This window comes from Acinetobacter sp. YH12140, assembly GCF_013418475.1.
Lineage (GTDB): Bacteria > Pseudomonadota > Gammaproteobacteria > Pseudomonadales > Moraxellaceae > Acinetobacter > Acinetobacter amyesii.
Genome location: NZ_VPBZ01000008.1, coordinates 168630 through 194475 on the forward strand (window position 1 = coordinate 168630; position 25846 = coordinate 194475).

Annotated in this window: 24 protein-coding genes; 9 read left to right on the forward strand and 15 right to left on the reverse strand. The window is 42.4% G+C overall.

Annotated features, from left to right (window positions below; all coding sequences use genetic code 11):
* Window positions 1-5 precede the first annotated feature (5 nt).
* Window positions 6-1583, reverse strand: a complete 1578-nt coding sequence (gene gshA / locus FTU75_RS13275; protein WP_180116164.1) for a glutamate--cysteine ligase — start codon at window positions 1581-1583, stop codon at window positions 6-8.
* Between the two features lie 210 nt (window positions 1584-1793).
* On the opposite strand from gshA, the gene FTU75_RS13280 reads away from it, so the two are divergent.
* From FTU75_RS13280 to FTU75_RS13295, 4 genes are all read left to right on the forward strand, one after another.
* Complete coding sequence (locus FTU75_RS13280) at window positions 1794-2333, forward strand: DUF924 family protein (RefSeq protein WP_078190604.1); 540 nt, start codon at window positions 1794-1796, stop codon at window positions 2331-2333.
* A 59-nt stretch (window positions 2334-2392) separates the two neighbouring features.
* Entirely contained in the window at window positions 2393-2950 is a 558-nt protein-coding gene (locus FTU75_RS13285) for a hypothetical protein (protein WP_180116165.1), read from the forward strand.
* 26 nt (window positions 2951-2976) lie between these two features.
* Window positions 2977-4287: a DUF445 domain-containing protein gene (locus tag FTU75_RS13290; protein ID WP_180116166.1), complete on the forward strand. Its 1311-nt coding sequence runs from the start codon at window positions 2977-2979 to the stop codon at window positions 4285-4287.
* Between the two features lie 106 nt (window positions 4288-4393).
* On the forward strand, window positions 4394-4987 hold the full coding sequence (locus FTU75_RS13295; RefSeq protein ID WP_180116167.1) for a hypothetical protein: 594 nt from the start codon (window positions 4394-4396) through the stop codon (window positions 4985-4987).
* Window positions 4988-5046: 59 nt separating this feature from the next.
* Here the strand turns inward: FTU75_RS13295 and FTU75_RS13300 are convergent, their stop codons facing one another.
* A complete protein-coding gene (locus tag FTU75_RS13300) occupies window positions 5047-5334 on the reverse strand; it encodes a DUF2798 domain-containing protein (protein ID WP_372491143.1) in 288 nt (95 codons plus the stop codon).
* 177 nt (window positions 5335-5511) lie between these two features.
* Between FTU75_RS13300 and argS the strand changes: the two genes are divergently transcribed.
* Together argS and FTU75_RS13310 are read left to right on the forward strand one after the other, a co-directional pair.
* Window positions 5512-7302, forward strand: coding sequence for an arginine--tRNA ligase (gene argS, locus FTU75_RS13305; RefSeq protein WP_180073346.1), 1791 nt, complete (start codon window positions 5512-5514; stop codon window positions 7300-7302).
* A gap of 245 nt (window positions 7303-7547) precedes the next feature.
* Window positions 7548-8147, forward strand: coding sequence for an SPOR domain-containing protein (locus tag FTU75_RS13310; RefSeq protein WP_078193250.1), 600 nt, complete (start codon window positions 7548-7550; stop codon window positions 8145-8147).
* Window positions 8148-8292: 145 nt separating this feature from the next.
* On the opposite strand, the gene asd is transcribed toward FTU75_RS13310, so the two are convergent.
* From asd to FTU75_RS13335, 5 genes are all read right to left on the reverse strand, one after another.
* A complete protein-coding gene (gene asd, locus FTU75_RS13315) occupies window positions 8293-9144 on the reverse strand; it encodes an archaetidylserine decarboxylase (protein ID WP_180022320.1) in 852 nt (283 codons plus the stop codon).
* Window positions 9141-9989: a sulfurtransferase gene (locus FTU75_RS13320; RefSeq protein ID WP_180036042.1), complete on the reverse strand. Its 849-nt coding sequence runs from the start codon at window positions 9987-9989 to the stop codon at window positions 9141-9143. Before FTU75_RS13320 ends, asd begins: the two co-directional genes overlap by 4 nt.
* Before the next feature lie 153 nt (window positions 9990-10142).
* Window positions 10143-11351, reverse strand: coding sequence for a nicotinate phosphoribosyltransferase (pncB, locus tag FTU75_RS13325; protein WP_180036025.1), 1209 nt, complete (start codon window positions 11349-11351; stop codon window positions 10143-10145).
* A 146-nt stretch (window positions 11352-11497) separates the two neighbouring features.
* The gene (locus tag FTU75_RS13330) at window positions 11498-11998 is read right to left on the reverse strand and encodes an ankyrin repeat domain-containing protein (RefSeq protein WP_180116168.1); all 501 of its coding nucleotides are present in this window, start codon (window positions 11996-11998) and stop codon (window positions 11498-11500) included.
* Window positions 11999-12179: 181 nt separating this feature from the next.
* Window positions 12180-13697 carry a catalase gene (locus FTU75_RS13335; protein WP_180116169.1) on the reverse strand — a complete coding sequence of 506 codons (1518 nt, stop codon included), beginning with the start codon at window positions 13695-13697 and terminating at the stop codon, window positions 12180-12182.
* Window positions 13698-13926: 229 nt separating this feature from the next.
* Here FTU75_RS13335 and dtd point away from each other — a divergent pair, with 229 nt between their 5' ends.
* A complete protein-coding gene (gene dtd / locus FTU75_RS13340) occupies window positions 13927-14367 on the forward strand; it encodes a D-aminoacyl-tRNA deacylase (protein ID WP_180036027.1) in 441 nt (146 codons plus the stop codon).
* Window positions 14368-14449: 82 nt separating this feature from the next.
* Here dtd and FTU75_RS13345 read toward each other — a convergent pair whose 3' ends face one another.
* From FTU75_RS13345 to serB, 3 genes are all read right to left on the reverse strand, one after another.
* The gene (locus FTU75_RS13345; RefSeq protein WP_180116170.1) at window positions 14450-14929 is read right to left on the reverse strand and encodes an SCP2 sterol-binding domain-containing protein; all 480 of its coding nucleotides are present in this window, start codon (window positions 14927-14929) and stop codon (window positions 14450-14452) included.
* Between the two features lie 156 nt (window positions 14930-15085).
* Entirely contained in the window at window positions 15086-15418 is a 333-nt protein-coding gene (gene aciT / locus FTU75_RS13350) for an AciT family ciprofloxacin tolerance protein (protein WP_078190616.1), read from the reverse strand.
* Window positions 15419-15831: 413 nt separating this feature from the next.
* The gene (gene serB, locus FTU75_RS13355) at window positions 15832-17052 is read right to left on the reverse strand and encodes a phosphoserine phosphatase SerB (protein WP_078193257.1); all 1221 of its coding nucleotides are present in this window, start codon (window positions 17050-17052) and stop codon (window positions 15832-15834) included.
* A 77-nt stretch (window positions 17053-17129) separates the two neighbouring features.
* Here serB and FTU75_RS13360 point away from each other — a divergent pair, with 77 nt between their 5' ends.
* A complete protein-coding gene (locus tag FTU75_RS13360) occupies window positions 17130-18386 on the forward strand; it encodes a hypothetical protein (protein ID WP_078190618.1) in 1257 nt (418 codons plus the stop codon).
* 48 nt (window positions 18387-18434) lie between these two features.
* On the opposite strand, the gene ppk1 is transcribed toward FTU75_RS13360, so the two are convergent.
* The 5 genes from ppk1 to mhpT all read right to left on the reverse strand — a co-directional run bounded on the left by ppk1 (window position 18435) and on the right by mhpT (window position 24217).
* Window positions 18435-20498, reverse strand: coding sequence for a polyphosphate kinase 1 (ppk1, locus tag FTU75_RS13365; protein WP_180116171.1), 2064 nt, complete (start codon window positions 20496-20498; stop codon window positions 18435-18437).
* A gap of 203 nt (window positions 20499-20701) precedes the next feature.
* Complete coding sequence (locus FTU75_RS13370) at window positions 20702-21670, reverse strand: bile acid:sodium symporter family protein (protein ID WP_180116172.1); 969 nt, start codon at window positions 21668-21670, stop codon at window positions 20702-20704.
* 73 nt (window positions 21671-21743) lie between these two features.
* On the reverse strand, window positions 21744-22394 hold the full coding sequence (pncA, locus tag FTU75_RS13375; protein ID WP_180116200.1) for a bifunctional nicotinamidase/pyrazinamidase: 651 nt from the start codon (window positions 22392-22394) through the stop codon (window positions 21744-21746).
* Window positions 22395-22464: 70 nt separating this feature from the next.
* Window positions 22465-22854, reverse strand: coding sequence for a hypothetical protein (locus tag FTU75_RS13380; protein ID WP_180116173.1), 390 nt, complete (start codon window positions 22852-22854; stop codon window positions 22465-22467).
* Between the two features lie 151 nt (window positions 22855-23005).
* Window positions 23006-24217 carry a 3-(3-hydroxy-phenyl)propionate transporter MhpT gene (gene mhpT, locus FTU75_RS13385; protein WP_078193261.1) on the reverse strand — a complete coding sequence of 404 codons (1212 nt, stop codon included), beginning with the start codon at window positions 24215-24217 and terminating at the stop codon, window positions 23006-23008.
* A gap of 723 nt (window positions 24218-24940) precedes the next feature.
* On the opposite strand from mhpT, the gene dapA reads away from it, so the two are divergent.
* Window positions 24941-25840, forward strand: a complete 900-nt coding sequence (gene dapA / locus FTU75_RS13390; protein WP_078193262.1) for a 4-hydroxy-tetrahydrodipicolinate synthase — start codon at window positions 24941-24943, stop codon at window positions 25838-25840.
* Window positions 25841-25846: the final 6 nt, after the last annotated feature.

Sequence of the window (25846 nt, forward strand, 5' to 3'; positions counted from 1 at the left end):
ATTTTTTATCTAAAGTTTTTTAAATATTCTTCAAAACTCAAGGTGCAGTCTTGCTCAAGTTCAGCCTGTTTTTCTAAAGACTGCTCAGCAGCTTGTGCAAAGTATGCTGCAGTTTCAGGGCTCAAGACATGCTGCTCATACACTTCAGCATGTTGTAAGGCCATAAAGCTACCAAAGCCCCAAGTTCCACCTTGTTCTAAAGTATCGCTAATCATACGTGCCGACAATGTTTCATCGACTTCATCGATGCGTGATTGCATCACAGCCATTGCCTGAGTGTAAATATCTGTATTGTAAGAATCATCCAGCAATTCAGCCAACGGTTGCATCGCAGCGACATGTGTACGACACCATGTTTCAATTGGAACTGCTTGGCCTTGCTGTAAAATCACTGCGTTTGGCGCACGACCACGGTTTACCACTTCCGCTTGATTTTTCTCAATTTCATTTTGTTCGGCATCTAACAATGCTGGGCTGTCTTGCAATAAACAGTACAAAGCCACCACTTCGAGCAAGCCTGCCGTGTCTTCATTGATCCCAATCGGGCTATAAGGATTGACGTCTACCGCGCGTAATTCAACATAACCTACGCCACGATTTTGCAGGGCTTCAGATGGTGTTTCACCATCCTGCGGCACTTGTTTCGGACGAACCAAACTGTAGTATTCATTTTCAATTTGCAACACATGGTCATTAATTTGAATCGGTTCACCCAGTTCATCATTTAAACCTAAATGACTAAATGCGGCATATGGGGTATGCACCGCTTTTTGCAAACCTTCCAAATACGCCTGAATGTCGTTGTAGTGAATCCCTAACTGTTTTTGTGCTGAATTTTGATAGCCAAAATTTCCCATACGCAGTGCCGTCGCATAAGGTAAAAATAGCGTGCCTTTTAAAAGCGGTAACAGCTGATGTTCTCGTCCAGTCATAAAACATTTACACACCGACGGGCTCGCTCCAACCAAAAACATCACCAATGGCGTTAAACGAATAAAATTACGGATCAGGCCGAAATAACGATGACTGCGATAATCCTGTAAGCTCAATGCCTTGAGGGCGTCGTCAGTTTCGTGTTGTTGTAATGCTTCAAAGAAATGATCTGGGAAGGATAAATTATAATGCACCCCTGAAATGGTCTGCATCCGGCGACCATAACGCACCCCTAAACCACGACGGTACAAGGTTTTAAAACGTCCTATATTCGAGCTGCCATATTGCGCTAAACGAATACTGTCTTCGTCTTTATCCAACATGCATGGCATCGACAACGGCCAAAGTTTTTCACCATGTTCTAAATGCGTATGCGCAACAGCATGAATATCTTGCAGATAGTTCAACGCCTCTGTAATGGTTTCTTTTGGCGGCGTGATAAATTCCATCAAAGCTTCAGAATAGTCTGTCGTAATATGCGGATGAGTCAAAGCCGCACCCAAGGCTTGGGGATGGTCGGCCTGAGACAAGAAACCGTTGCTTTGCATACGTAAGCTTTCACGCTCAATACCGCGCAACATTCCTTTAATCAGCGAAGAATCTACCCAAGTCGGTAAAATGTCTTGAGAGGTCGATTCGGGTTGACTCATTGCTATCTCGCTTAAATGGAAGAAACTACTAAAATAAAATCATCAGTTTATATCAGTATAACGCGATTTGAAGTGGGCATATGACGCACTGTATAGTTTTGAGACAAACCGTGATTTTATTTTGGCAATTTTTTATCACAAACTTACTCTATATGACATTTGAAATTTGTGATTTTATAAACAAATATATGCTAATAATGCTTAAAACATATGAATTATCAAGATATTCTCGAATTTTGGTTTAACCCAGAAAATCAGCCTAATTGGTTCGCTAAAAGCAATAATTTTGATGTTTTAATCGAAAAAAAGTTTAAAGACATCCATCAAGCGGCCAGTCAAGCAGAACTGTGGCAATGGCGCACCACAGCCGAAGGTCGCTTGGCTGAAATTATTGTTTTAGATCAGTTTTCGCGAAATTTATTCCGTGACTCTGGCTTGGCTTTTGCCCAAGATGCACTGGCTTTGGCGCTTGCACAAGAAGCCATCGCGCAGGGTTTAGATCTACAATTAAGCCCTGAACAGCGCTCATTTTTATATATGCCCTTTATGCATAGCGAATCGACAAAAATCCATCAAAGCGCGTTAAAATTATTTGAGCAACTGGGCAATCCGATCAACTTAGAATTTGAAAAAAAGCATAAAGTGATTATCGATCGATTTGGACGTTACCCGCATCGCAATGCGGTATTGGGCAGAACATCTACAGCAGAGGAATTGGAATTTTTAACCCAGCCCAATTCTAGCTTTTAATTGACGGCTTTTGGCCAGTATCTCCCCTTGCCATGAACCGACTAAACAGGAGTATGCGCATGAACAAACTCATTATCGCAGCAGCCATAACCGCAGCACTGGGCCTCACCGGCTGTGCAAGCACCCCATCGAAGCCTTTAACCTTCGAACAATTGGGTCGTTATGCTGCAACGCCATTAAATGCTCAAAGCTATCGGATTAGCTTCCAAGCTAGACCCAATATGAGCTATGGCACTGCCGAAGAAATCACCTTGGTTAAAGCTGCTCAAACCACCCTACACAATGGCTTTCAATATTTTAAAGTCATGGATGACCCGAGTAACCGGAGTCAAAAACCGCCGCGTCAAGCGGTGATTTACCCAGACCCTATGCCTTATCCATATGGCTATTATCGTCGCCATCCCGGATTTTGGCCAGGCCCGTTTTATGACGCTCCACAGGTGGTCACACTCGATCCAACTCAAGTTTCCTACAGTATTACTTGCTATAAAGATCGTGCCAAAGCCCCTCAGGATGCCTTTGATGCTCGCTTGATTTTGCAGTCACTCGGAGCTAAATATGGTTTAGACAGCCAAGGAAATCCTTTGCCTGTAGCCGCTGAGCCCACCTCTAAATAAGTCAACCCATAGAGACCCGATCATTGATGAGCCCAACTGAACAGCCCGCTGTTTCACCTAGTCTGCAACGCAGTAAACGCTTCGCCACCATTGCTTTGGTGGTGGCGGTGCTGGCGTGGATTGCATTGATGATCGCAGCTAAATTACTGCCCGAATATGTTTGGCTCATTCATATTTTGATGCTTTCAGCAGAAGCTGGCGTGGTTGGTGGTTTGGCAGACTGGTATGCGATAACCGTTTTATTTCGCAATCCCTTTGGTCGTATTCCGATTCCTAAATTTTTACGTGACCACACAGAAATTATTCCACGCAATAAAGCGCGCATTGCTGAGTCCATGGGCCGCTTTGTTCAGGAAAATTTTCTTTCACCACAAGTGGTTGAAAAAAGTTTAGCGGAGACGGATCTCTCTCTTGCCGTCGGGAAATGGTTGGCCAATCCACACAATAATGCGCAAGTGACTCAAGTCATTCAGCAAACGGTACCGAAAATTTTCGAATTTGTCGGTCAGGAACAAATTGGACGATTTATCCAAAATAACAGCGTGCAATGGGTACGCAATACGCAAGTCAACCATCTTGCCAGTGAAATGCTGCGAGCAGTTTTAGAAAATGATTTCCATCAAGATGTCCTGCAACGTGGATTAGATTTAGCCCATGACTGGATGTTACAGCACCCTGAACAAACCCGTGATTTATCACGTCAGTTGTTTAAAGAACTCGGGGTTTGGAAGCTCGCCAAAGGTGCAAGCTGGATTGGTATTGATGTACAGCAGCGCACCATTGATTCACTGGTCAGTCGTGTAGAGTCCATGCTTGCTGACCATGAACATCCGTGGCGCCGTAAAATCGAAGACATGGCACAGCAACTCATGCATGAGTTGGCAGACAATCAAAGTGTAGCCAGCCAACGTTTGAATAGCACCAAGGACGCTTTATTAGACAGCCCACAAATGCTTAACTTTTTAAGCGGCGCTGTTGTGATTTTATGTGATGCGATTAAATCTGATCTACAAAAGCCGGACTCAGGTATTGCACAAAACCTACGCGTCGCCATTCAACAAGTGGGCGAAAATATTGTCTCTAATGTCGCTGTACGCCAATTGCTGAATGAGAAAATGAGTGATATTGCCATCAATCTCTCTGATCAATACAGCGAAAAAGTCATTCGGTTTATCAGTGAACGTATACATGAATGGGATTCACGTGAAATGATCGATAAGATCGAAAACGAAGTCGGTGGCGACTTGCATATGATTCGAGTCAATGGTGTCGTGGTCGGTGGTTTTATTGGCCTCGCACTGGGGATTATTCGTGCCTGTGTAGAATGGCTGCTTTAGCCGCCTGCAGCAGTCCTCCTCAAAGGAGATTGGCCGCAGGTTTGAGCTTTATGCGTAGAACCGTTAAACTTTGCCGATCCGAAAATTTAATAGAACAATAAAATCTATGCATTTACCTGCCATCTATACACTACCATTCATTCTAATCATCAGTAGCTTAAGCGCTTGCCAGACCATTTCCAAAACCAGTAGCACAGTCAGCGACAAAGTGATGGGCATGCTCGGTAAAGAAAAAGCCCCTGAAATCGATAAAAAAGGCACTGTCGATATCAGCAAAAGTACCCAACAACAGTTAGAAACTCTGCTGACCAATATGCCGAAAAATCAGTGGGTCTATATTGAAAATGATCAACAAGGCACATCTACCCTCAAAAATAAATCGGCAGACAATTTCACCTTGAGCCTCAAATTAAATTGCAAAATCAGCACTCAGCGCCCAACTTTCAGTATAAGCAACGCGGATGGCCAAGAGATCCTAAAAGCACATGATACAAATGTGGGGCAAATTCAAATTCTGCTCGACAATAAAAACTTTGGAAATCCGTTTGAGACAGCCCATCAGAAAAAGTTCCAAAGCTTTAAAACCGCTGTCGCTCAGGCCAAAGTCATTAAAGTGTTTAATTCCTCAAAACTCTATACCTTCCAAAACAACAAAGCCGAATTACTCTCTAAAGCAGTAAGTTGTCGCGATAGCCTATAAATATTTAAAGCGAAATGCAGTAAGTCACCGTTTTACTCAACTGTGACTTACATGCAGGCTTATTTTGCAGGTGGCTGTGGCCCTGACATATCAACCAGCAGGCCTGTAAACTTTCGAACAAATGGCAATAAAATCAGTACAATGGGAAAAGCAATTGCCCATGAAATCATCCAATTATGCAGCCATAGAGTAAGAAATCCCTCAAACCAGCCTAAATTTCTGAGCATATTAATAAACGAAATAATACCGCTCATGAGACAAGACAAAATAAACGGCACGATAATCAGCGCCCAGCGTGCAGCTAACTTCGGCACATTGCCAAAAATTTTAGGGGTGGGTTGTGACATGTCCATATACTCAAGCAGTGATCCTGAATCGCTAAACCACTTATATCGTTTTACTTCGATATAAGCAATGCTTCACTTTTATCGAATATTTTTTATTCGCAACAAATGGGTTCACCTAAAGAGCCTGAAATTTGCTATATTTACCGTTTTTCTGCGACATTTATTTTTCGACTGATTATGAATACGGCAATACAAGCAGCGCTCGATCATGCAGTGCAATCCCTTCAAGCTGAAGGTGTACTCCCAACTGACTGGAACAATACTAGCAATTTGACCCGAACCAAAGACCGAAGCCACGGTGACTTTGCGTCAAACATTGCCATGATTGCCTCTAAAGCTGCAGGTATGAAGCCGCGTGATTTAGCCGAAAAAATTCTGGCAAATCTTCCAGAAGTCGCAGATATCAGCAAAGCAGAAATTGCAGGTCCTGGCTTTATTAACTTCTTTTTAAATGCTGACCAACGTTTTGCTGTCTTAGACCAAATTCAAGCTCAGAAAGATCAGTTCGGTCGCACACAGGCCAATGCTGAAAAGCGTGTTCAAGTGGAATTCGTTTCAGCGAATCCAACGTCTAGCCTACATGTTGGTCATGGTCGTGGCGCAGCTTACGGTATGACCGTTGCCAATCTTCTTGAAGCAACAGGTGCCAAAGTTGACCGTGAATACTATGTCAACGATGCTGGTCGTCAAATGGATATCTTGGCGACATCGACTTACTTGCGTTATTTAGAATTGACCGGTCAACAACTGATCTTCCCTAAAAATGCATACCAAGGCGACTACGTTAAAGAAATCGCACAAAGCATTATCGACAAAGATGGCGATGCTTATGTACGCCCTGTTGCCGACATCTACAAAGATGTTCCTGAAGATGTGCAATATGCTGCCGAACTCGATAGCGAAGGCAATAAAGTCGTTGTTTCAGGTGATAAAGAAAAACACATTGATGGTTTGATTCATAATTCACAAAACCATTTGGCTGCGGGTTACCGTGTGTTCCATCAAGCTGCGCTGAAAGCCATTCTTGATGACATTAAAGATGACCTCGGTGAATTTGGCGTGACTTTCAATCAATGGTTCAGCGAAGCAACCTTGACTGAAAAAATTGATGAAGCATTACAAATGCTCGATCAACGTGGTTTCTTATACGAAAAAGATGGCAACATCTGGTTCAAATCAACTGAATTTGGTGATGAAAAAGACCGTGTTGTGAAACGTCGTAATGGTCAGACTACATACTTCGCATCCGACATTGCTTATCACTTAAATAAACTACAACGCGGATATACCGATATCATTGATATCTGGGGTTCAGACCACCACGGTTATATTGCACGTGTGAAAGCAGCGATTGATGCGCTTGGCTATGATTCTAAAAAATTGACGGTGCTTTTGGTTCAATTTGTGAGCCTATGGCGTGGCGGCGAGATGGTTCAAATGTCATCTCGTTCAGGTCAATTCGTGACTTTACGCGACTTACGTAAAGAAGTAGGCAACGATGCTGCTCGTTTCTACTATGTCATGCGTAAATCAGAACAACACATTGACTTCGACTTAGACCTTGCTGTGTCTCAAAGCAAAGACAATGCGGTGTACTACATCCAATACGCACACGCACGTATCTGCCGTATGCTCGAAAAAGCCGCTGCGACAGACGTTCAATTCTCTGCTGAAGCTGCGCGTCAATTTGCAGCTAAACTTGAGTTAGAAGCTGAAACTGAAGTTCTTGCTAAACTTGCGGCTTATCCTGAAATTGTGGTGCGTGCTGCAAACAGCTATGAACCACACCAAGTGGGTAACTACTTGAAAGAATTAGCGGCGTTGTTCCATGGTTGGTACAATGAAAATAAAGTCTTGGGTGATGATGCAGAACTGACTCAAGCACGCTTATTACTGTCTGTAAACGTACAGCAAGTTTTACGCAATGGTCTTGAATTATTGGGTGTGAGTGCGCCTGAATCAATGTAAGCCATTCTTAGTATACGTTAGAATCCGTCCATGTATGAACCATATACATTGACGCATATACAGGCTCTTTATGAGCCTGTATTTTCATGGATATTCAGTCATCTTTAAATGAAAACTTGAAGATGTTGAAATTGTGAAAATTAAACATAAACAGCATGACAGTCATGTAATATATAATAATCAGAACTTGGTTTTGGGTCAGTTCCCACTAGGTTCGTAACAATTAAAATTAAAGAGGTTTCCTCGTGTTTGGAAAAACGCAACGCGGTGTATCAGAGCGGCCAAATCAGCCTAAAAAACCATTGATTCCTGCATGGTTAGGTACACTTGTGATCATTTTAATCGTGTTGAGTTTCTTAGTGGCCTTAATGTTATGGAAGCCATGGGAGCCAGTAAAACCGAAAGGTCAAATTACCTCTGAACACTACCAAGAAGAAACCAATAAAGATTACCGTTTTTATGATCTGTTGCCTCAGCAACAAGTCACCCCGATTCCAGATCAAGCTGTGCCTGAAACAGATACTAAAGAAACCGTGGTGATCGTTGAAGCACCTGAAACGGATACCACTACACCGACTGAGCCGGGTATTGAAGCCACAGAAACAACACCTGCCCCTGCAAGCTATATTTTGCAAGTGCGTAGCTATGATGACCCTGACCAAGCCGATGCCCGTCGTGCAGAAATTATTTTAAATGGCTTATCTGCCGATGTGATCCAAAGTAATGAAAATGGCAAAGTTTGGTATCGCGTCGTGTCTGGCCCCTATGATTCACAAGAAGCTGCTGTGATTGCACAACAAACTTTACGTCATAGCAGTATCGACTCGATCGTCGTAAAACGCTAAATTTTGAATTTAAAAAAAGCGCCTGATGGCGCTTTTTTTTATTCATTCCTTTAATAAAGGGAGGTTAGAAGGGATTCTTTTTTGAATAAATCAGCTTAGCTCAAAAACCTCTCCCTAACCCTCTCCTAAAAGAAGAGGGAATTCATTAAATGGTATGCCCTATAGCTTCGCCCATCACCACAGTCGAGTTGGCTTTAAAGGTCGCATCCCATTGCATTTTGTTTTCTTCAAACAACACTACCGCTGTTGAACCTAAATAAAAACGGCCCAATTCTGCACCTTTTTCTAAGAATAAATCGTGTTGATTGAGTTCCAAACGCCCTGTAGGTTTAACTTTACCTGTAGCCACGGTTTCAATACCTGCCACGATCATTGCGCCCACTAATACAACCGCCATACGACCGACTTCTGTATCAAATAAGCAGACCATACGTTCATTACGGGCAAATAAACCCGGAATATTTTCAGCAGTGGTCTGGTTTACTGAGAACAATTCACCCGGTACATACAGGGTTTCTGTCAATGTTCCTGCAAATGGCATATGTACACGGTGGTAGTCTTTTGGAGACAAATAGACCGTAGCAAACTGACCATTTTTAAACGGCTCAGCCAATTGTGGATCGGCAATCAGGTTTTCAACAGTGAACTTCTGCCCTTTGGCCTGAAATACATCACCATTTTCAATTTTACCCAGTTGTGAAATCGCACCATCTGCGGGTGAAACAACACTGTTGGCATTTGCATCAACTACACGTACGCCTTCTTTTAAAGAACGAGTGAAAAATTCATTGAATGATTTAAATTTCAGGGCATTACTTTGCTCAGCAATCGACATGTCGATGCCATACTGTGCTTTAAATGCGGTAATCACAGCATTTTTCACCACAGGGTTTTCGCTTGCAGCCAATTTACCGACGATACGTGATAATTTGTGCTGTGGAACAACACGCTGAGCTTGAATAAAAATTTGTTTTTTTAACTGAGATGTAAGGCTCAAGACGGCAACTCTCCGGTGATCACAGGACTATCGAGTCGGTTGCCCCACTCGCTCCACGCACCATCATAAGCTCGAATATTCCAACCGAGTAAACGTCCCAGTATATAAGCTAGGCCCGACCGATGATGGGACTGACAATATACCACCACAGGTTCGTTTAAATTGAATCCCAATTGTTCTAAGCGTTGTTGTGTGCGTTCTAAAGGATGCAATTTTAAATGATTTTCTCGGTTAAGGGCAGTACTCCATTCGAAATGTCGTGCTCCCGGAATGTGACCGCCGCGTCGCGCAGCCAAACGTAGGCCTGTATATTCATCTTCGGTACGGCAGTCCCATACTTGGATCTGCTCCTGCTGCACACGAGCCAATAGCTCATCATAATCTGTTTGATACTGAGCACGCGCCTCTGCACTTACTTCAACCAATGGGCTTACGGGTTCAAATTTCTCAATTTCAGACGAGGTCGGTAAGCCTGCCCCAAGCCAAGCATGGATGCCACCATTGAGGAGACTGGTATTTTCAAAACCGAGGCAATGTAAGTTCCAAATCAGTCGACCAGCCCATGCCCCACCTTCATCGTCATAAACTACTACATGATGTTCTGGACTGATATTCAGATAGCTGATGAGCTGTTCTAAACCGGCTTGGTCAGGTAAAAGCCCCATCGCTTGTTCTTCTTGGCGCACTAACAGTTTCGGCTGCACATGCAGTGCATGTGGAATATGCAATTGGTCATAAACCGAACGACGACTCAAATCGACGATCCGTAGTTTTTCATTACCAAGATGTGGAACCAATTCTTCCGCTTCAATCAGCAGACCAAAATTCAATGTAGATGCTGTCATCGTTGTTCGTGTTGTATTTTGTGCGATTAAATTCGATCTTAGCATAAGTCATTTTCACTATTATTCTGAATTTTTGCATTCCTTTAGCAATATTTTAGATATAAAAAAGCCGAATCATTGATTCGGCTTTTTTAGTTTTATCTAATGCTGTGTTTAAGCGCTAACTTCAGAGATGTCAAACACCTGACGTAGATACGCTAAGAAAGTATCATTATCCGTCATGGTTTTACCTGGACTATCTGAGATTTTTGCCACAGATTGACCATTACATTCAACCAATTTCAGCACGATATTCAGTGCAGTTTGTCCCATATCATTGGTCAAGTTGGTGCCAATACCAAAACTCACTTGGAAACGGTCTTTAAAGTAATTGTGTAAATCCCAAGCTTTTTCAATGTTCAAGCCATCACTAAAAGTCAGCATTTTGGTTTTACTGTCAATTTTAAGCTTTTTGTAATGTGCATAGGCTTTATCGCCCCATTCATACGGGTCGCCACTGTCATGACGTAAACCGTCGAATAGTTTGGCAAAGTACAAATCGAAGTCACGTAGGAACGCATCCATACCGACAACGTCCGTTAAGGCTATTCCTAAGTCACCGCGGTATTCCTGCACCCATGTTTCTAGCGCAGACTTCTGGAAGTTACGTAGACGAACATCAAGCGCTTGGAATGCTTGTAGGAACTCATGCGCCATCGTACCAATTGGAGTAATGTTCAAGTCTTTGGCAATCAGAACATTACTTGTACCGCGGAAAATATACGGTGAAGCCTGATTTAATTCTTCAATTACATGCTTTTGCCATGCATAACTATAACGACGACGCGTGCCAAAATCAGAGACCAAGAATGGTGGATCATTTGGATTTTGCCGTGCTTCATACTGCTTCAGCAAGGCAACCTTATGTTGTAAACGGCGCTCACCTTCGGCTAAAACTTCGGGTGTACGAATACGTTGGAAATATAATTCATTGACGATGGCTAAAACAAAGATTTCAAACATCATCGCTTGAACCATTGGGCCTTCTACCCAAATGTCGAGTCGACCTTCATCATCAATACCCGCTTTAATAAAACGGCGTTTAAGCTGAAATAATTCAAGATAATCAACAAAATCGCTTTTAATAAAACGTAAACTGCGTAAATACTGCAATTCATCTTCTTTAAACTTCAACTGACAAAGCATGTCGAGCTGCATGTTTAAATCATCCAAAATTTCAACCAGTGGATAGGCTGTATCATCCAAGTTACGGCAACGAAAGTGATACACACTATGGGTTTGCGGAAATTTGTGTAACACCACCTGAAGCATGGTGAATTTATACAGATCTGTGTCTAATAAGGATTGGATGATTGGAGACATAAAGACTTTCAGTTTTTATCAACTCTTTGCATTAAAGCATACTTTATTGATAAAAAGCCGATTGATTTAGTGGAATAACTTATAAATCACCGCGATTCATCGACTTTTTTCAATTTTTTTGCTGAAGCTGAGCGCGATCAAGCTCATTATTTTTTGAGTAACTGTCGATATTTTTCTTCTTGACCAAATTCACGTGCAAACTGTTCGGCAGTCTTTTGCCCCGTTTTTTTGGCATTTGCATCGCAATCCACTTGGCGTAATTGCTTTGCAATCGCCCATTCTAATTTAAACATGGCACCCATCAATGCAGTATTGCCTTTGTTATCACGTAAGCAACGATCTGCACCATGTTTCAGCAATGTCGTAACAACATCTTGATGACCATAATAAGTTGCCATCATTAAGGCAGTGAAACCTTGGCGATTTTTGACATCGACAGGAAAACCATGCTTAAGAAATTCATTGATGACTTCTTCATTGCCAGTTTTGGCTGCGGCAAAGAAGATTGCGATCAATTCCTGTTGTGAGGTCATCTGATCGCTTGCAGTTGCTTTAGCTAGGGAGATATCTTCCGCGATTGCCACGTTTGCAAATGCGGAACCAAACGCTAGAAAACTGGCTAAAGTCAAATGTTGCATAACTTTCATGATGAACTCCAACAGAAATCGAATGTAGAATTGAATTAGAAATAATTCATTTCATAAAAATGAATATTTAAGGAGTGCCTATGAAACTCCCCCTAGGGTGCAGGAAAGGTATGGAGCTTCATAGGACTTTTTTGAGGTAACGTTCTAGACCCTAGTTACCAATCCTTCAGACTGATCGAAATTAGTCTTTCAGTTGTGCTGCTTTAGCTTTTACAGTTGCAAGGTTACCGTTTACTGCTTTAGTCATACGTGTACCGTAGTCTGCATCTGCTTTATAGAAGTAAGACAACATGATGTGTTTCGTTTCCGAATCTTTCACGTTGCCAAGGTCAGCCGCCAAGTTCATGATTAAGTTTTCTTTCTCTTTCGCAGAGTATGAACGATAAAGTTCACCCGCCTGCTTGAAGTTTTGCTCTTTCACGCCTTTTTGCTGAACTGTGCCAGAAAGCGGCGTTTCAACCGCACGCGCTTTCGCAGTCGCTGGTTTTGGCTCAATACGGCTTGGCTCGTAGTTCACATTTGATGAAGTGCCGCCAACATTCATGTAACCATCTTGGTTGTTGTTGTTTACAGCAACTAATGGACGGTTGACTGGAATTTGTTGGTGGTTCGCACCTAAACGGTACATTTGTGTATCTGAGTAAGAGAAGATACGGCCTTGCAGCAGACGGTCTTCTGATGGCTCGATACCTGGTACTAAGTTGCCCGGAGCCAATGCCACTTGTTCCGTTTCCTGGAAGAAGTTTTTCGGCATACGGTTCAGTGTCAACGTACCCACTTTAGTTTCTGGAACTAAGTTCGTTGGCCAGATTTTAGTTGGATCTAATGGATCGAAATCGAAGCTGTTGAGATCTTTAGGATCTAACACTTGGATATAAAGATCCCATTTCGGGAAGTTGCCCGCGTTGATGTTTTTGTAAAGATCGTTGGTTAAGTGGTTGAAGTCTTTACCTTGCAGCTCCATCGCTTCTTTAACGTTCAGACCTTTCACGCCTTGTTTAGAGCGGAAGTTGAACTTCACGTATTTATATTCGCCTTTGTCGTTGTACAGTTTGAATGCGTGTACACCGAAACCATCTTGCTCACGGTAGCTAGTTGGAACACCTTGGTTACCATACACATAAGTCAACATGTTGGTTGCCCATGGTTGGCTAGACAAGAAGTCAAATACGCGGTTCGCGTCTTGAACGTTGTCAATTGGGCTTGGCTTCATTGCGTGAATGAAGTCAGGGAATTTAATTGCATCACGGATGAAGAATACTGGAGTTTGGTTACCCACTAAGTCCCAGTTGCCTTCTTGTGTATAGAACTTGATCGCAAAACCGTGCGGGTCACGTAAAGTTTCTGGAGAACCTTTACCATGAATTACAGTCGAGAAACGTAAGAAAACTGGAGTCTTAGTACCTGCTTTGAACAATGAAGCAATGGTGAGATCAGATAAATCTTTAGTTGCAACGAATTCACCATACGCACCTGTACCACGGGCATGTACCACACGCTCAGGAATACGCTCACGACCAAAACGTTGTAATTTTTGAACCAATTGTACGTCTTGAAGTAGAACTGAACCATTTGGACCCGCAGTAATCGAGTTTTGGTTATCGCCTACTGGTGCACCATTGTCTTTAGTTAATGGCGCTGCTTGAGTCGCCGCTGTTGCTGTTGCTAACATCGCAACCAATAAAGAACGCTTAAACATCGTCTTAATCTCTCTGTTAAATACCTTTCCTGCCCCGCAAAGATACTGATACTTAATAAATAGATAAAACAGATTATTTTTATAAATTCAATCGTATTATTAGATTTATAAAAAATATACATTTCATTTTCAAATGTTTGAGCCCAAAATTTTCTAAACATCGCTTCGAAAAAATGCTGTCTTTGCTACAATCCCCGCCCTATGTTCAATTTTCTACTCGGAAGAATTTATGCGGGCCTTGTTACAACGTGTTTTGGAAGCCAAAGTGGTGGTCGATGGTGAGATCACGGGTGAAATCAATCACGGTATTTTAGTGTTTTTAGGACTTGGTAAAGCTGACGATTTAGAAAAGGGCAAAAAACTGATCGATAAGATCTTGAAATACCGTTTTTTTGATGATGAACAAGGCAAGATGGGCTGGAATGTCAGTCAAGCTGGCGGCGGTATCCTCTTGGTGTCTCAATTTACTCTGATGGCACAAACGCAAAAAGGCCTGCGCCCTGATTTTGGCCCTGCCATGCCGCCAAGCGATGCCAAAGCACTGTATGAACAGCTGGTCGATTACACCAAGCGCCAATATGACCATGTACAAACAGGTATCTTTGCTGCCGACATGAAAGTGCATTTGGTCAATGACGGTCCAGTGACCTTTAATTTAGAAGTTGAATAACAACTGAAGCATTAAAAAAAGCCCTCAAAAGAGGGCTTTTTTTAAATTCTCCCCCCTAACGGAGGAGAACAAGGCGTAAATCTTACTTACCTGTTTTTTCTTTAATAAACGCACGTGCCAGTTTGATTTTTTCTTTCACTGGTTTTGGAAGTTTAGGTGGAATTAACTTCGCCACTTGGTTAAACCAAACCAAAAGCCCAAAATCACCTTCCATTTTAATACTGCCATTTTGCATACCCGTCATGAATGCAGTTGGGTCACCTTTCATCAGGGTTTTTACGCCCTGTTCGCTGTCCGCAAATTGCAAAATAAAGTCTGCTTTTTCAGCATCGCCTGAAACAGTATCAATCTGTCCATTATTTACAATAATTTGACGTGCAACACCTAAATCCGTGCCGATTTGAATACGGAATTGACGTTCATGAACCAATTCAATGAATTTAGGGCTAGTACGTGCAAGCTGTTTCATACGAAGCGCTAAACCTGCCACGAGTAAATCAAGTGGATCCGTACTGACATCAACTAAAGGTAGTTTTACGACAGGAATTGATGATAGTTTCATGACTTAAAGCCTATTGTAATTGTTGGAAAATTGACTGGTTTCATCCTACCATAACTTGGCTTTTGAGAAGTAAGGCTTTGTATCTCAAATCGGACTAATGCGTTCATAAAAAAATGCGCCCTTAGGCGCATTTTCATTGAAATTTTTTTCTGGCACTTATCGGCTCGAACATTGCTGTTCTTCATCATATACAGGCGTGTGCTCTATACATTGGCGCTTTGCCATCGCACGCTCTGCACGGCGGTCTTCACGTAACAATACTAAAGTGAATACCACCATTGCGGCCATTAATGCCGTTAAATAACTATAAGTCACTGATAATTCAAACATGGTTTGTGTACCAAATCGAATCACTTCAATGAGTCCCCACACCAGCATCCCCGCCAGCATAAAACTTAACCAGCGACGATAAGGCGAGAAGAAAACAGCAATCACAGCCGCCGATACCAAGCTCAGGCCAACGATTGTTGCTAAATTCGCTGTTAACATAAAAACCTCCGTCATTTGACAACTGACATCTCTTGTCTTACAGGATGCTGAGCCGTCTCACTACTGTATCTTCAGTAAATAGATTTGGTCGATCTCAATCTCTTGCAAGCATTATGCTGAGTTTTTTGCATAAAAAAAGTCTCGTTTTTTGTTAATGCGACACACCTTGTCGCAACATTATTTTGTCATTACATTTTTTCTTTTTAAAGAATTTCTGGAACAATGATGGCATCTCGTTTCGAGTGTCATTACAAAAAAAACAGCTGGTTTTAGGCTAAAAAAATTAATTTTTCGAATGCTGTTAATCGTTGTTTTTATCGACAATTTTCTTCTACCGCTCATCGGATGAGCTGAATTCTTGGCATAAAAAACGCAGCCTTTTGGCTACGTTTTTTAGTATGAATTAAATGCTTTTAAGCACGATTTAAATCTTTATCATGCACACCAAGCAGGTAAAGAACACCATCTAGACCCACGCTTGAAATGGCTTGATTGGCATTTTGACGCACCAAAGGTTTCGCACGGAAGGCAACGCCTAAGCCGGCTAAAGACAACATTGGCAAGTCATTCGCACCATCACCGACAGCAATCGCTTGCTCTAATGAAATCCCCATTTCCTCAGCGATTTGAGTCAATAAGAAGGCTTTGCGGGCACCATCCACAATATGGCCTTTCACTTCACCGGTTACCGCGCCATCTTGGACGTCCAGTACATTGGCATGCACTTCATCGATACCCAGTTTTGCTTGTAAGTATTCGGCAAAATACTGAAAACCACCTGACAAAATAGCTGTGCGATAACCCAGTGATTTCAGCGTTGAAATCAGACGTTCCGCACCTTCTGTAACAGTCAGACGTTCTGCAATTTTAGGCAATACCGAAGCATCCATACCTTTGAGTAATGCCACACGTGCACGGAAACTTTGTTGGAAATCGAGCTCACCTTGCATAGCACGTTCAGTGATTTCAGCTACTTGAGCGCCGACACCCGCTTCAATCGCCAATTCGTCAATTACTTCTTGCTCAATCAGCGTCGAGTCCATATCAAAGCAGACCAAACGACGATTACGACGGTAAGCATTGTCCTCTTGAACGGCAACATCTACCCCAAGTTCAGTAGATAGACGTAAACATGCTGCACGCATCGCAGTGGCATCCAACATTTGGCCTTTTAAACCAAATTGAACGCAGGCACGGCGTGGACCTTCGCTTGATCCATCTAATTCTGGACGGCCAGATAAACGAGTCACAGTTTCAATATTGAAGCCTTGGCTCGACACAATATTTGTAACTGCCTGTAAATGAGACGCCTGTAATTCTGGCGCAAGTGCCGTAACGATATAGCGTGTGCGGCCTCCCTCATTTACCCATTGTTGATATTCTGTTGTAGAGATTGGTTTAAAGCGCACAGTTAAGCCAATATCATGTGCTAAAATCAACATCTCCTTCATGGCTAATGCTGTCGCAGTCTGGTCTTCCGACGAAACAACAATACCTAAAGTCAGCTGATTGTGGATGACTGCTTGTCCGACATCTAAAATCTGTAAGGAATGTGCGGACAAAACCTGCATTAATCGTGTAAATTGATTAGGTTGGTCAGGTCCTAAAAGTGATATAAGAATGATTTCTCGCATGAATTGACTCGGGTCTGAGCTACAACTAATGTAAGAATCATAATCTAAATTGAATAGAAATGCCTTGGAAGTTTACGTTGAATGCGCCTAGACAAGGGCTATTTGCTAGCCTATTAGTAGTTTGTTTTGCTTTGCATACCTTTTTATTGGTATTGGCAACAACCCACCAACTGAACGAAAACCGTGCCAGTCAGGGACAACTGATGACCAGTCAATTGGTTACAGACAGCCTATCTGAGCTTGAGCCGGCCAATACCGTATCATTAGCTTTACTTGCTGACCGCTATGCAACCAACCCGAGCGTGGCTTCCATCCGCATCTTAAATGCCAATAATCAAGTTTTGGCCACAGGCGGTTTGACCAAAACCCGTGACGGTGAAATCTTTGTTCGTGATGCGTTGCAAAACGAAAAGAAAGTCGGAACGGTTGAAATCACCTTAATTAAACCAAGTATTGGTGAAATCTTACGTACGCAATGGGCTGCGATTCTATTTTCATTATTCCTACATGGCTTGTTGTGGTTAGCGTATCGTGCCATTGCTCGCCCTAGTCGTACTGAATATTTAGCGCGAATCAACAATGAATCACGTCTAAAACATGAAATTCAAACGCTAGCGCAGGCCTTAGAACAAGAAAAACATAATGCCGCTGTGGCGATTGCTCAAGCGCAGCAAAATGCGCAAGCCAAAGCAAAACAGCATAAAGACATGAAACCAGTGGTTCTCGACAGCAACAGCTTGGCATTAAATATTCAATTTTATGATCCGAAACAGCTGCTCGATAGCGTTAACAAAACCGTGTCTGTGCCGTATTTTAATCTCTGCCAAATTTTCTTAAATAAAACTACAGAACTCTGTGTTCAACATTATAAATTGAACAGTTCTGACATCAGTACGGTACATAAGTTTGATGAACATGGCGCAACCATCAGCATGACCGCTGACACTCCAGATGCGCTGCGTTGCCTCACCATGATCAGCTCAGTATTCCAATTGCTTTCAGATGTTTTATATAAACGCTACCGTGAAGAAAAACGTTTCGTTTTACAAACCCGTAGCGCGATTTCAAGCTCTGTCGAAGCCATGCAATTGTCTTCTGTACAAGCGGCTGAACGTTTAGTCCAACAATTGGTTGCTAAAGAAAGTGCCATTCATGTGCCGACAACTTTGCTCAAAGAGATTTCAGATCATTTCCAATTGGTCAGTTTGCCAAATCCGACCAATGTGCTCACTCGTCATGCATTTATGCTCAATGGTATGGACAGTGATGCCGCTGAATTGGCTCAAAACTTCAGAACTGAAATTTTAAAATCCAAACAGTCAAAAGCCTCGTAAAGGTTTGAGCGAAATCAAAAATCCCGACTTAAGTCGGGATTTTTTGTCTTAAACAGTCGAAATTTTCTGTGCAATCAAATATTTTTGCGCGTCATGCGGTTCGGTACCTGCTTCAACCGCGACTTTCTCCCATTGCCCATTCGACTGCATTTCCCATGCATTTTGATTATCTTCCAAATAGTTAAGTAAACCATCTTTCATAATGCGTTTTTTCAAACGGCTTTCCAAAATGGGAAAACAGGTTTCGACCCGTGAAAATAAGTTACGTCCCATCCAATCGGCACTGGCACAGTACAATCGTTTTTCGCCTGCATGCTCAAAATAATACACTCGAGTATGCTCTAAGAAGCGTCCAACGATAGATCTCACATGAATATTCTCAGACATCCCTTTAACCTGAGGAATCAAACAACAAATCGAACGGATAATTAAATCTACACATACCCCTGCTTGCGATGCACGATACAAAGCAGCAATCAGTTGCGGTTCCGTGAGTGCATTGACCTTCACAATAATTCTTGCGTATTTTCCCGCTTGTGCAGCAACAATTTCCTGTTCAATCAGTTTCAGTAATTCAGTATGCAGGGTAAATGGTGCATGCAGTAAGGCTTTCAACTTTGCCATCTTGCCCATACCGGTCAATTCCTGAAACATACGATGCACATCTTCGCAAATATCGGGATGCGTCGTCATCAGGCCATAATCGGTATACATCCGCGCATTGCCTGCGTGGTAATTACCTGTTCCCAAATGGGCGTAGCGTAACAGCTGATTATTTTCACGGCGCACAATCAAAATCATCTTGGCATGGGTTTTATAGCCCACAATGCCATACACCACGACAGCCCCAGCTTCTTGCAATATATTGGCCACGGTAATATTGGATTCTTCATCAAACCGCGCCCGAAGTTCGATGACGGCGGTTACTTCCTTGCCGTTGCGTGCCGCCTCCGCTAAAACTTGTACGATGTCCGAATCTGGCCCACTACGATAGAGCGTTTGCTTAATGGCTAATACCTGAGGGTCTTTTGCAGCTTCACGTAATAAGTTGATGACCGGTTGAAAGGAGTCAAACGGATGATGTAACAACACATCTTGTGTTTTTAATACATCAAAAATCGCGGTTTGTTTACGAAAAACTTTAGGAATAATCGGTGTATAGACCGGATATTTCAGTTCAGGTCGATTAAAACTGGTACTGAGACGCGATAAATTGATCGGGCCGTCAATGCGATAGAGCTCCTGCTCACTCAAATCAAATTCATCTAACAAATAATCAATAATGCTTTGCGGACAATCAGCTTCAATTTCTAAGCGAACTGCCCGACCAAAACGCCGTGAAGACAATTCATCTTTTAATGCCACCGCCAAGTCATCCACATCTTCAGCCAGAACTAAATCTGCATTGCGTGTCACTCGAAAGGCATAACAGCCCGTCGCTTTCATCCCCGGAAATAGGTCATTGATGTGTTGCTGAATAATGGCGGTCAGGAAAATTTGTGTCTCTGCACTGCCTTCAACCTCGGCGGGCATTTTGATTAAACGCGGCAATGAGCGTGGCGCAGGCACAATTGCCATTTCAATGGCACGACCAAAGGCATCTTTGCCTTCTAGACTCACAATAAAGTTGAGGCTTTTATTGACCAAGCGTGGAAACGGATGCGATGGATCTAAGCTAATCGGTGTTAAGACTGGTTGAACTTCTTTACTAAAATAATGGCTAATCCACGCCCGATGTTTTTCTAAAATATCTTTAAATTGAATAAAGCGAATACCTTCACTTTGTAATGCAGGCAATACAGCATGATTGAGGGTCTGGTATTGCTGTGCAACCGTGTCATGAATCACTTGGGAAAGTTCATCTAAGACCACTTCAGTCGGAATGGCATCAGGCGTCCGTGCAATTGCATTCAAATCTCGTTGTTTCATTAGCCCCGCAATGCGAATTTCAAAGAATTCATCTAAATTGCGTGAAAAAATGATGAGAAAATTCAAGCGTTCAAGTAACGGTAAACTTGAATCGAGTGCCTGAGCCAAGACCCGCCGATTAAAATCTAAAAGCGACAATTCACGATTATAATAGGTCTCTGATGAATGCTGAAAATGTGGCATACCCTCTCAATGCTGTTTGAAACAGTCTATATCTAAAGTGGTTGCCGGCATGTTAGGCAGCGGAGATGACACTTATGTTACAAATAGCATTAATCAATTAAAAAAGCATGCAACTCCCTAAAACCGTGTTCATCAAATCGTAAAATTTATTTTAGACATCAAAAAAGAGGGAGATTACCCTTTATTTTACTGAATTTTTTTGTTTATTGAACAGGCTTGTCTTGTTCCGATGCTTTGGCCTCACTCGTCTGTGCTGCCCAATAGGTTGCCAGTGCAGGACCCGAGATATTGTGCCACAAACTAAAAATCGCACTCGGCACAGCGGTCAAAGGTGAAGCAGCAAAATGGGTCGCCGCCAATGCCACACCCAAACCTGAGTTTTGCATCCCGACTTCAATTGATACTGCTTTACAGTCTGCATAGGGCAATTTAAATATTCGGCTGGCCCAAAAACCCAATAGATAGCCCAAGCCATTATGTAAGGCAACTACCCCAAGAATCAGTAAACCTGATTGCAAAATCTGTGTTCGGCTACCCGCAATGATTGCCGCCACAATCGCCACAATTGCCACAACAGAAACCAATGGCATGACCTGTATATAGGCATCCACTCGGTGCTTAAATACAGTTCGAATCATTAACCCCACAATGATCGGAAATAAAACCACTTGTAAAATTGAAACCAACATCGATGCCGCATTAATTTCAATCCATTGGCTTGCCAGCAAATAGAAAATCGCAGGGGTTAAAACCGGTGCGAGTAATGTCGAAACAGAGGTGCAGGCAACAGATAATGCGGTATTACCTTTTGCCATATAGGTGATGACATTAGAAGCCGTTCCACCCGGACAGCAACCGACAAGAATGACCCCTATCGCGATTTCTGTCGGCAGTTGTAATAATTTACACAAGAAAAATGCCAATCCCGGCATCACAATAAACTGTGCCAAAACCCCGATCATCACAGCTTTCGGACTTTGCAATACACTTTTAAAATCTTGCAGTGTCATGGTCATGCCCATACCCAACATAATGATGCCTAGCATCCATGGGATATATGCTTTTAACCAAACAAATACATCGGGAAAAAACATGGCGAGCGCTGCAAACAGCACCACCCAAATCGCAAATGTTTTCTGCACAAATTGAGTGAATTTTAAGAAAGCCAACATAGGCATCTTCCATTTAAAAACAGGGACCAAAAAAGGCACACCCTTGTGCCTTTTCTCAACTGAGCCCACTGGGTCATGCCAAAGATAATGCCTGTGCATGCTGCTGCACAATATCTTTCAGGTAAATACGCTTCACCCCATTCGCCAACATGTCTTGCCATGCATGCTGTAAAGAACCCTGTAAATCGATCCCTTTGGTCAAATCAGCAATCACAAAAGTTTCAAAACCAAGCTTACGTGCATCCATTGCCGTCCATGCAACACAGAAATCCGTGGCAATGCCCACCACAAAGACTGTATCAATACCACGTTCGCGCAAATAGCCCGCCAAACCTGTTGAAGTTTTCTGATCTGCTTCCATAAAAGCAGAGTAGCTGTCGATATGCTGATGAAAACCTTTACGGATAATCAGCTGCGCCGTCGGTAAATTTAAATTAGGATGCAATTCGGCATCCTGTGTGCCTTGTACACAATGCGTCGGCCACAGTACTTGCGCCCCATAACTCAACTCTATGCTGTCATAAGGTACATGCTCAGGATGATTTTCAGCAAAAGAGATATGGTCGGCTGGATGCCAATCTTGAGTCAGCACAATATTCGTAAAGTATTGCCCCAGTTGATTAATCCCTGGAATAATTTGATCGGCATTGGCAACAGCCAACTGACCACCCGGGGTAAAACCATTTTGTACATCGACCACAATCAGCGCTGTATTTTTTTGCATATCTCTCCATCCGTTGTCATGCATTTTCGGCGACTCTACTGATTCGCTCATATTTTAAAAACCTGAGTATTCAGTCCTGTGCGTAAAAATAAAATGACTGTCCTTCCTGACAATACCGATACTTGGGCAAATGCTCAACCAGCCGCTGTGCAAAGCGTGGGTAAATACGGGCTTTTCGCCGAGTCGAAGCATGAAAATAAAAATATCGCGGTTGATGTTTAAAGATATATTTTAATAAATGGCTGCGTGTCTGTTGCATGACCTCAAACGCATTAATATTTTCAGCAACATCTTCTAGAGTAGGTTCATCGGCAAAGGCCAACCACGCATTTTTTCTCGGCTGTTGGCGATTTCTTTGAAATACAGGTTTGAGTTCCAAGATCAGTTCGTATTGATGTAGATACAAACTGAATTCACGTTGATCAACTTTAAAAATTGCGACCAGTTTTCTTGCTGACATAGCCCCTCTACGTTGATTTTTTGTTTTCTCTTTCTGCTGTATTTTTACATCAAATACGTTTATTTATCTTGGCTTAAAGCATTAGTGCGACTTCTATTGTCGCCATAAAAAAGCCCGCAATATGCGGGCTTTTTTTGATATGGCATGTTCCTTATGATGGAATACGACGTACCAATAACAACATAAATATTGCAGAGATTGCGATACATGGAATTGCCGCGGTAATCACCCCTGCCGCACCAAAACCTGCTGCCAATAACTGACCAGCAATTGCAGGGCCTAACATTGCACCGACACGACCAACGGCTGAAGCTACACCAACACCCGTACCACGTAACTGTGTCGGATACACGATACCACCGAAGGCGTACAATACACCTTGGCAACCAATCACGAATGCACCGACTAAAGCTGACGCCATGTACATTTGAGTCAATGAACCTGCACCATTCAGCGCAAATAGACCTGCCAAAATACCGCCGTACATCAAAATGATCACATAAGCTTTCTTCCAACGATCAGTCAACATACCTAAAATGATCGTACCAATGGTTGCACTCACCATGAAGTAGAACTGCGCAGTTGCACCATCTTTACGAGTGAAACCGAGTTCGGTGAACAACGACGGTAACCAGCTCAACATGATGTACACCACCATCAAGGTGAAGAAGTAGCTCACCCAAATTGAGAAAGTACGTAAACGGTTTTCTGTGTTAAAGAGGTTTTTGAAAGCACCTTGTTGCACTTCGCCATTGGCGGTCGCTTGAACCGCTTGATCTTTGGCTTTCAAGAATTCACGCGATTCGGGCAGGAACCAAATCATCAATGGAATCACAACAATCGGTAATAAACCGCCTAAATAGAAAATATTTTTCCAGTTTGCACCGAAGTCCGTCATTGCAACTAATGACAAGATTGCCGCACCCACAGGCATACCACAGTACATCAAACCGACTGCACGACCACGATTTTGTGGCGTTACCGCTTCAGATGCCAAGGTAATTAAAATTGGCATTGCTGCACCTAAACCTGCACCTGCAAGAAAACGTACAGCGAGTAAGCTATGGAAGCTATTTACCCATACCGTACATAAGGTAAAGATGGCGAACATCCCCGTAGACCAAATTAATACTTTTTTACGGCCCATTCGGTCTGCAATCCGACCACCCAACAAAGCACCAGGTAATAATCCTAAAATACCGGCACTAAAAAACACCCCTAGCTGCGAGCTATCCAGCCCGAAATATTCACGAATCCCTGCTGCTGCAATACCTGCAGCCTGAATATCCAGACCTTCGATTACGGCAATAAGGAAGCAGATTGCTACCGTGACAATAGCATGCTTGTTATCTGACTTTTCCATTGGAGAATCCTTGTTGTCATCAGCGTTCAAATTAAGTCGCATCATCGCTGAGCCTTATAAAGGATATAACTACCAATAAGTTGAAGCCTTTCGTCCAAAATTGGATTACGTGCATGGTGTAATAGTTTTTGTGCTTTAAGTCACAAAGTCGTAAAAACAATTAAAAATTTAAAATAAAAAAATATGAATCGTGCAATGAACAGTCAAATCAAGCGATCTTTTTAAACACTCATAAAAACATGTCTATTTCTATTAGATATAAAAAAGATTATTACCCAAGTTTTTAACAATCATTTGTAATAAAACCCGAGCGAATTGATATAGTTTTTAAATCTTTAGTCATTGTTATTTAATCTTAAATTCTGATTAAAAAGCACGGAATACACATAGATCAACCTTTTGCTGATGATTTAATCAATCCCATCAACCATGCCAACCCTCTCGATTGAATAACACATTTTCAAGATTCAGCCCTTGCTGAACAATTTTCAGGCTGCAAAAAAACCGCTATTTTACACTTGATTGTTTTAAGTTTGATTTGTATAAAGAATTTTATGGCTTTGACCAAAGCATATTGTTCTTATGCGTTTGATCAGTCATAATTTGCGTAAGCATTATTCAATTTGGGTATAGCCCAATGAACATGCTACAAATCAAAATTCGAAACCATCCAGAAATCAATATTTCATCTTGTCGGATGGACAAATAGGATAGCTTTTCAAAATGACTCAGCAAGCTCAGACCATTCAAGGTTCAATTGTCGCAATCGTCACCCCAATGTTTGAAGATGGCAGCGTAGATTGGAAGAGCCTCGAGAAGCTGGTTGAGTGGCATATAAAGCAAGGCACCAATAGTATTGTTGCTGTAGGGACTACAGGTGAAGCTTCTACCTTGAGCATGGCCGAACACACTCAGGTGATCAAAGAAATCATCCGTGTGGCGAACAAACGCATTCCAATTATTGCCGGCACAGGTGCAAACTCAACCCACGAAGCAATTGAACTCACCAAAGAAGCCAAAGAATTAGGTGCAGATGCGGCATTATTAGTTACACCATACTATAACAAACCTACCCAAGAAGGCCTGTATCAACACTACAAAGCGATTGCTGAAGCTGTTGATTTACCTCAAATTTTGTACAATGTACCTGGCCGTACTGGTGTAGACATGCACAATGACACCGTGATCCGTCTTGCTGATATTCCACAAATCGTGGGCATTAAAGACGCCACTGGCGATGTTCCTCGTGGTCAAGAACTCATTGAAGGCCTTAAAGGCAAAGATATGGTGGTGTACTCAGGTGATGATGCAACGGCTTATCAGTTAATGGGTTTAGGTGCTAAAGGCAACATTTCGGTTACTGCGAACGTGGCGCCAAAAGAAATGAGCGAAGTGTGTGCAAGCGCTTTGGCGGGTGACGCAGTCCAAGCCGAGCAACAAAACAATACTGTTGCAAATTTACATCAAATTTTATTTTGCGAATCGAACCCAATTCCTGTGAAATGGGCACTTCATGAGATGAACCTGATTGAAACAGGCATTCGCTTACCATTAACACCCCTTGCAGAACAATATCGTACTCCGCTTCGTGAAGCACTCATCACTGCGGGCGTTATCAAATAAAGAAGA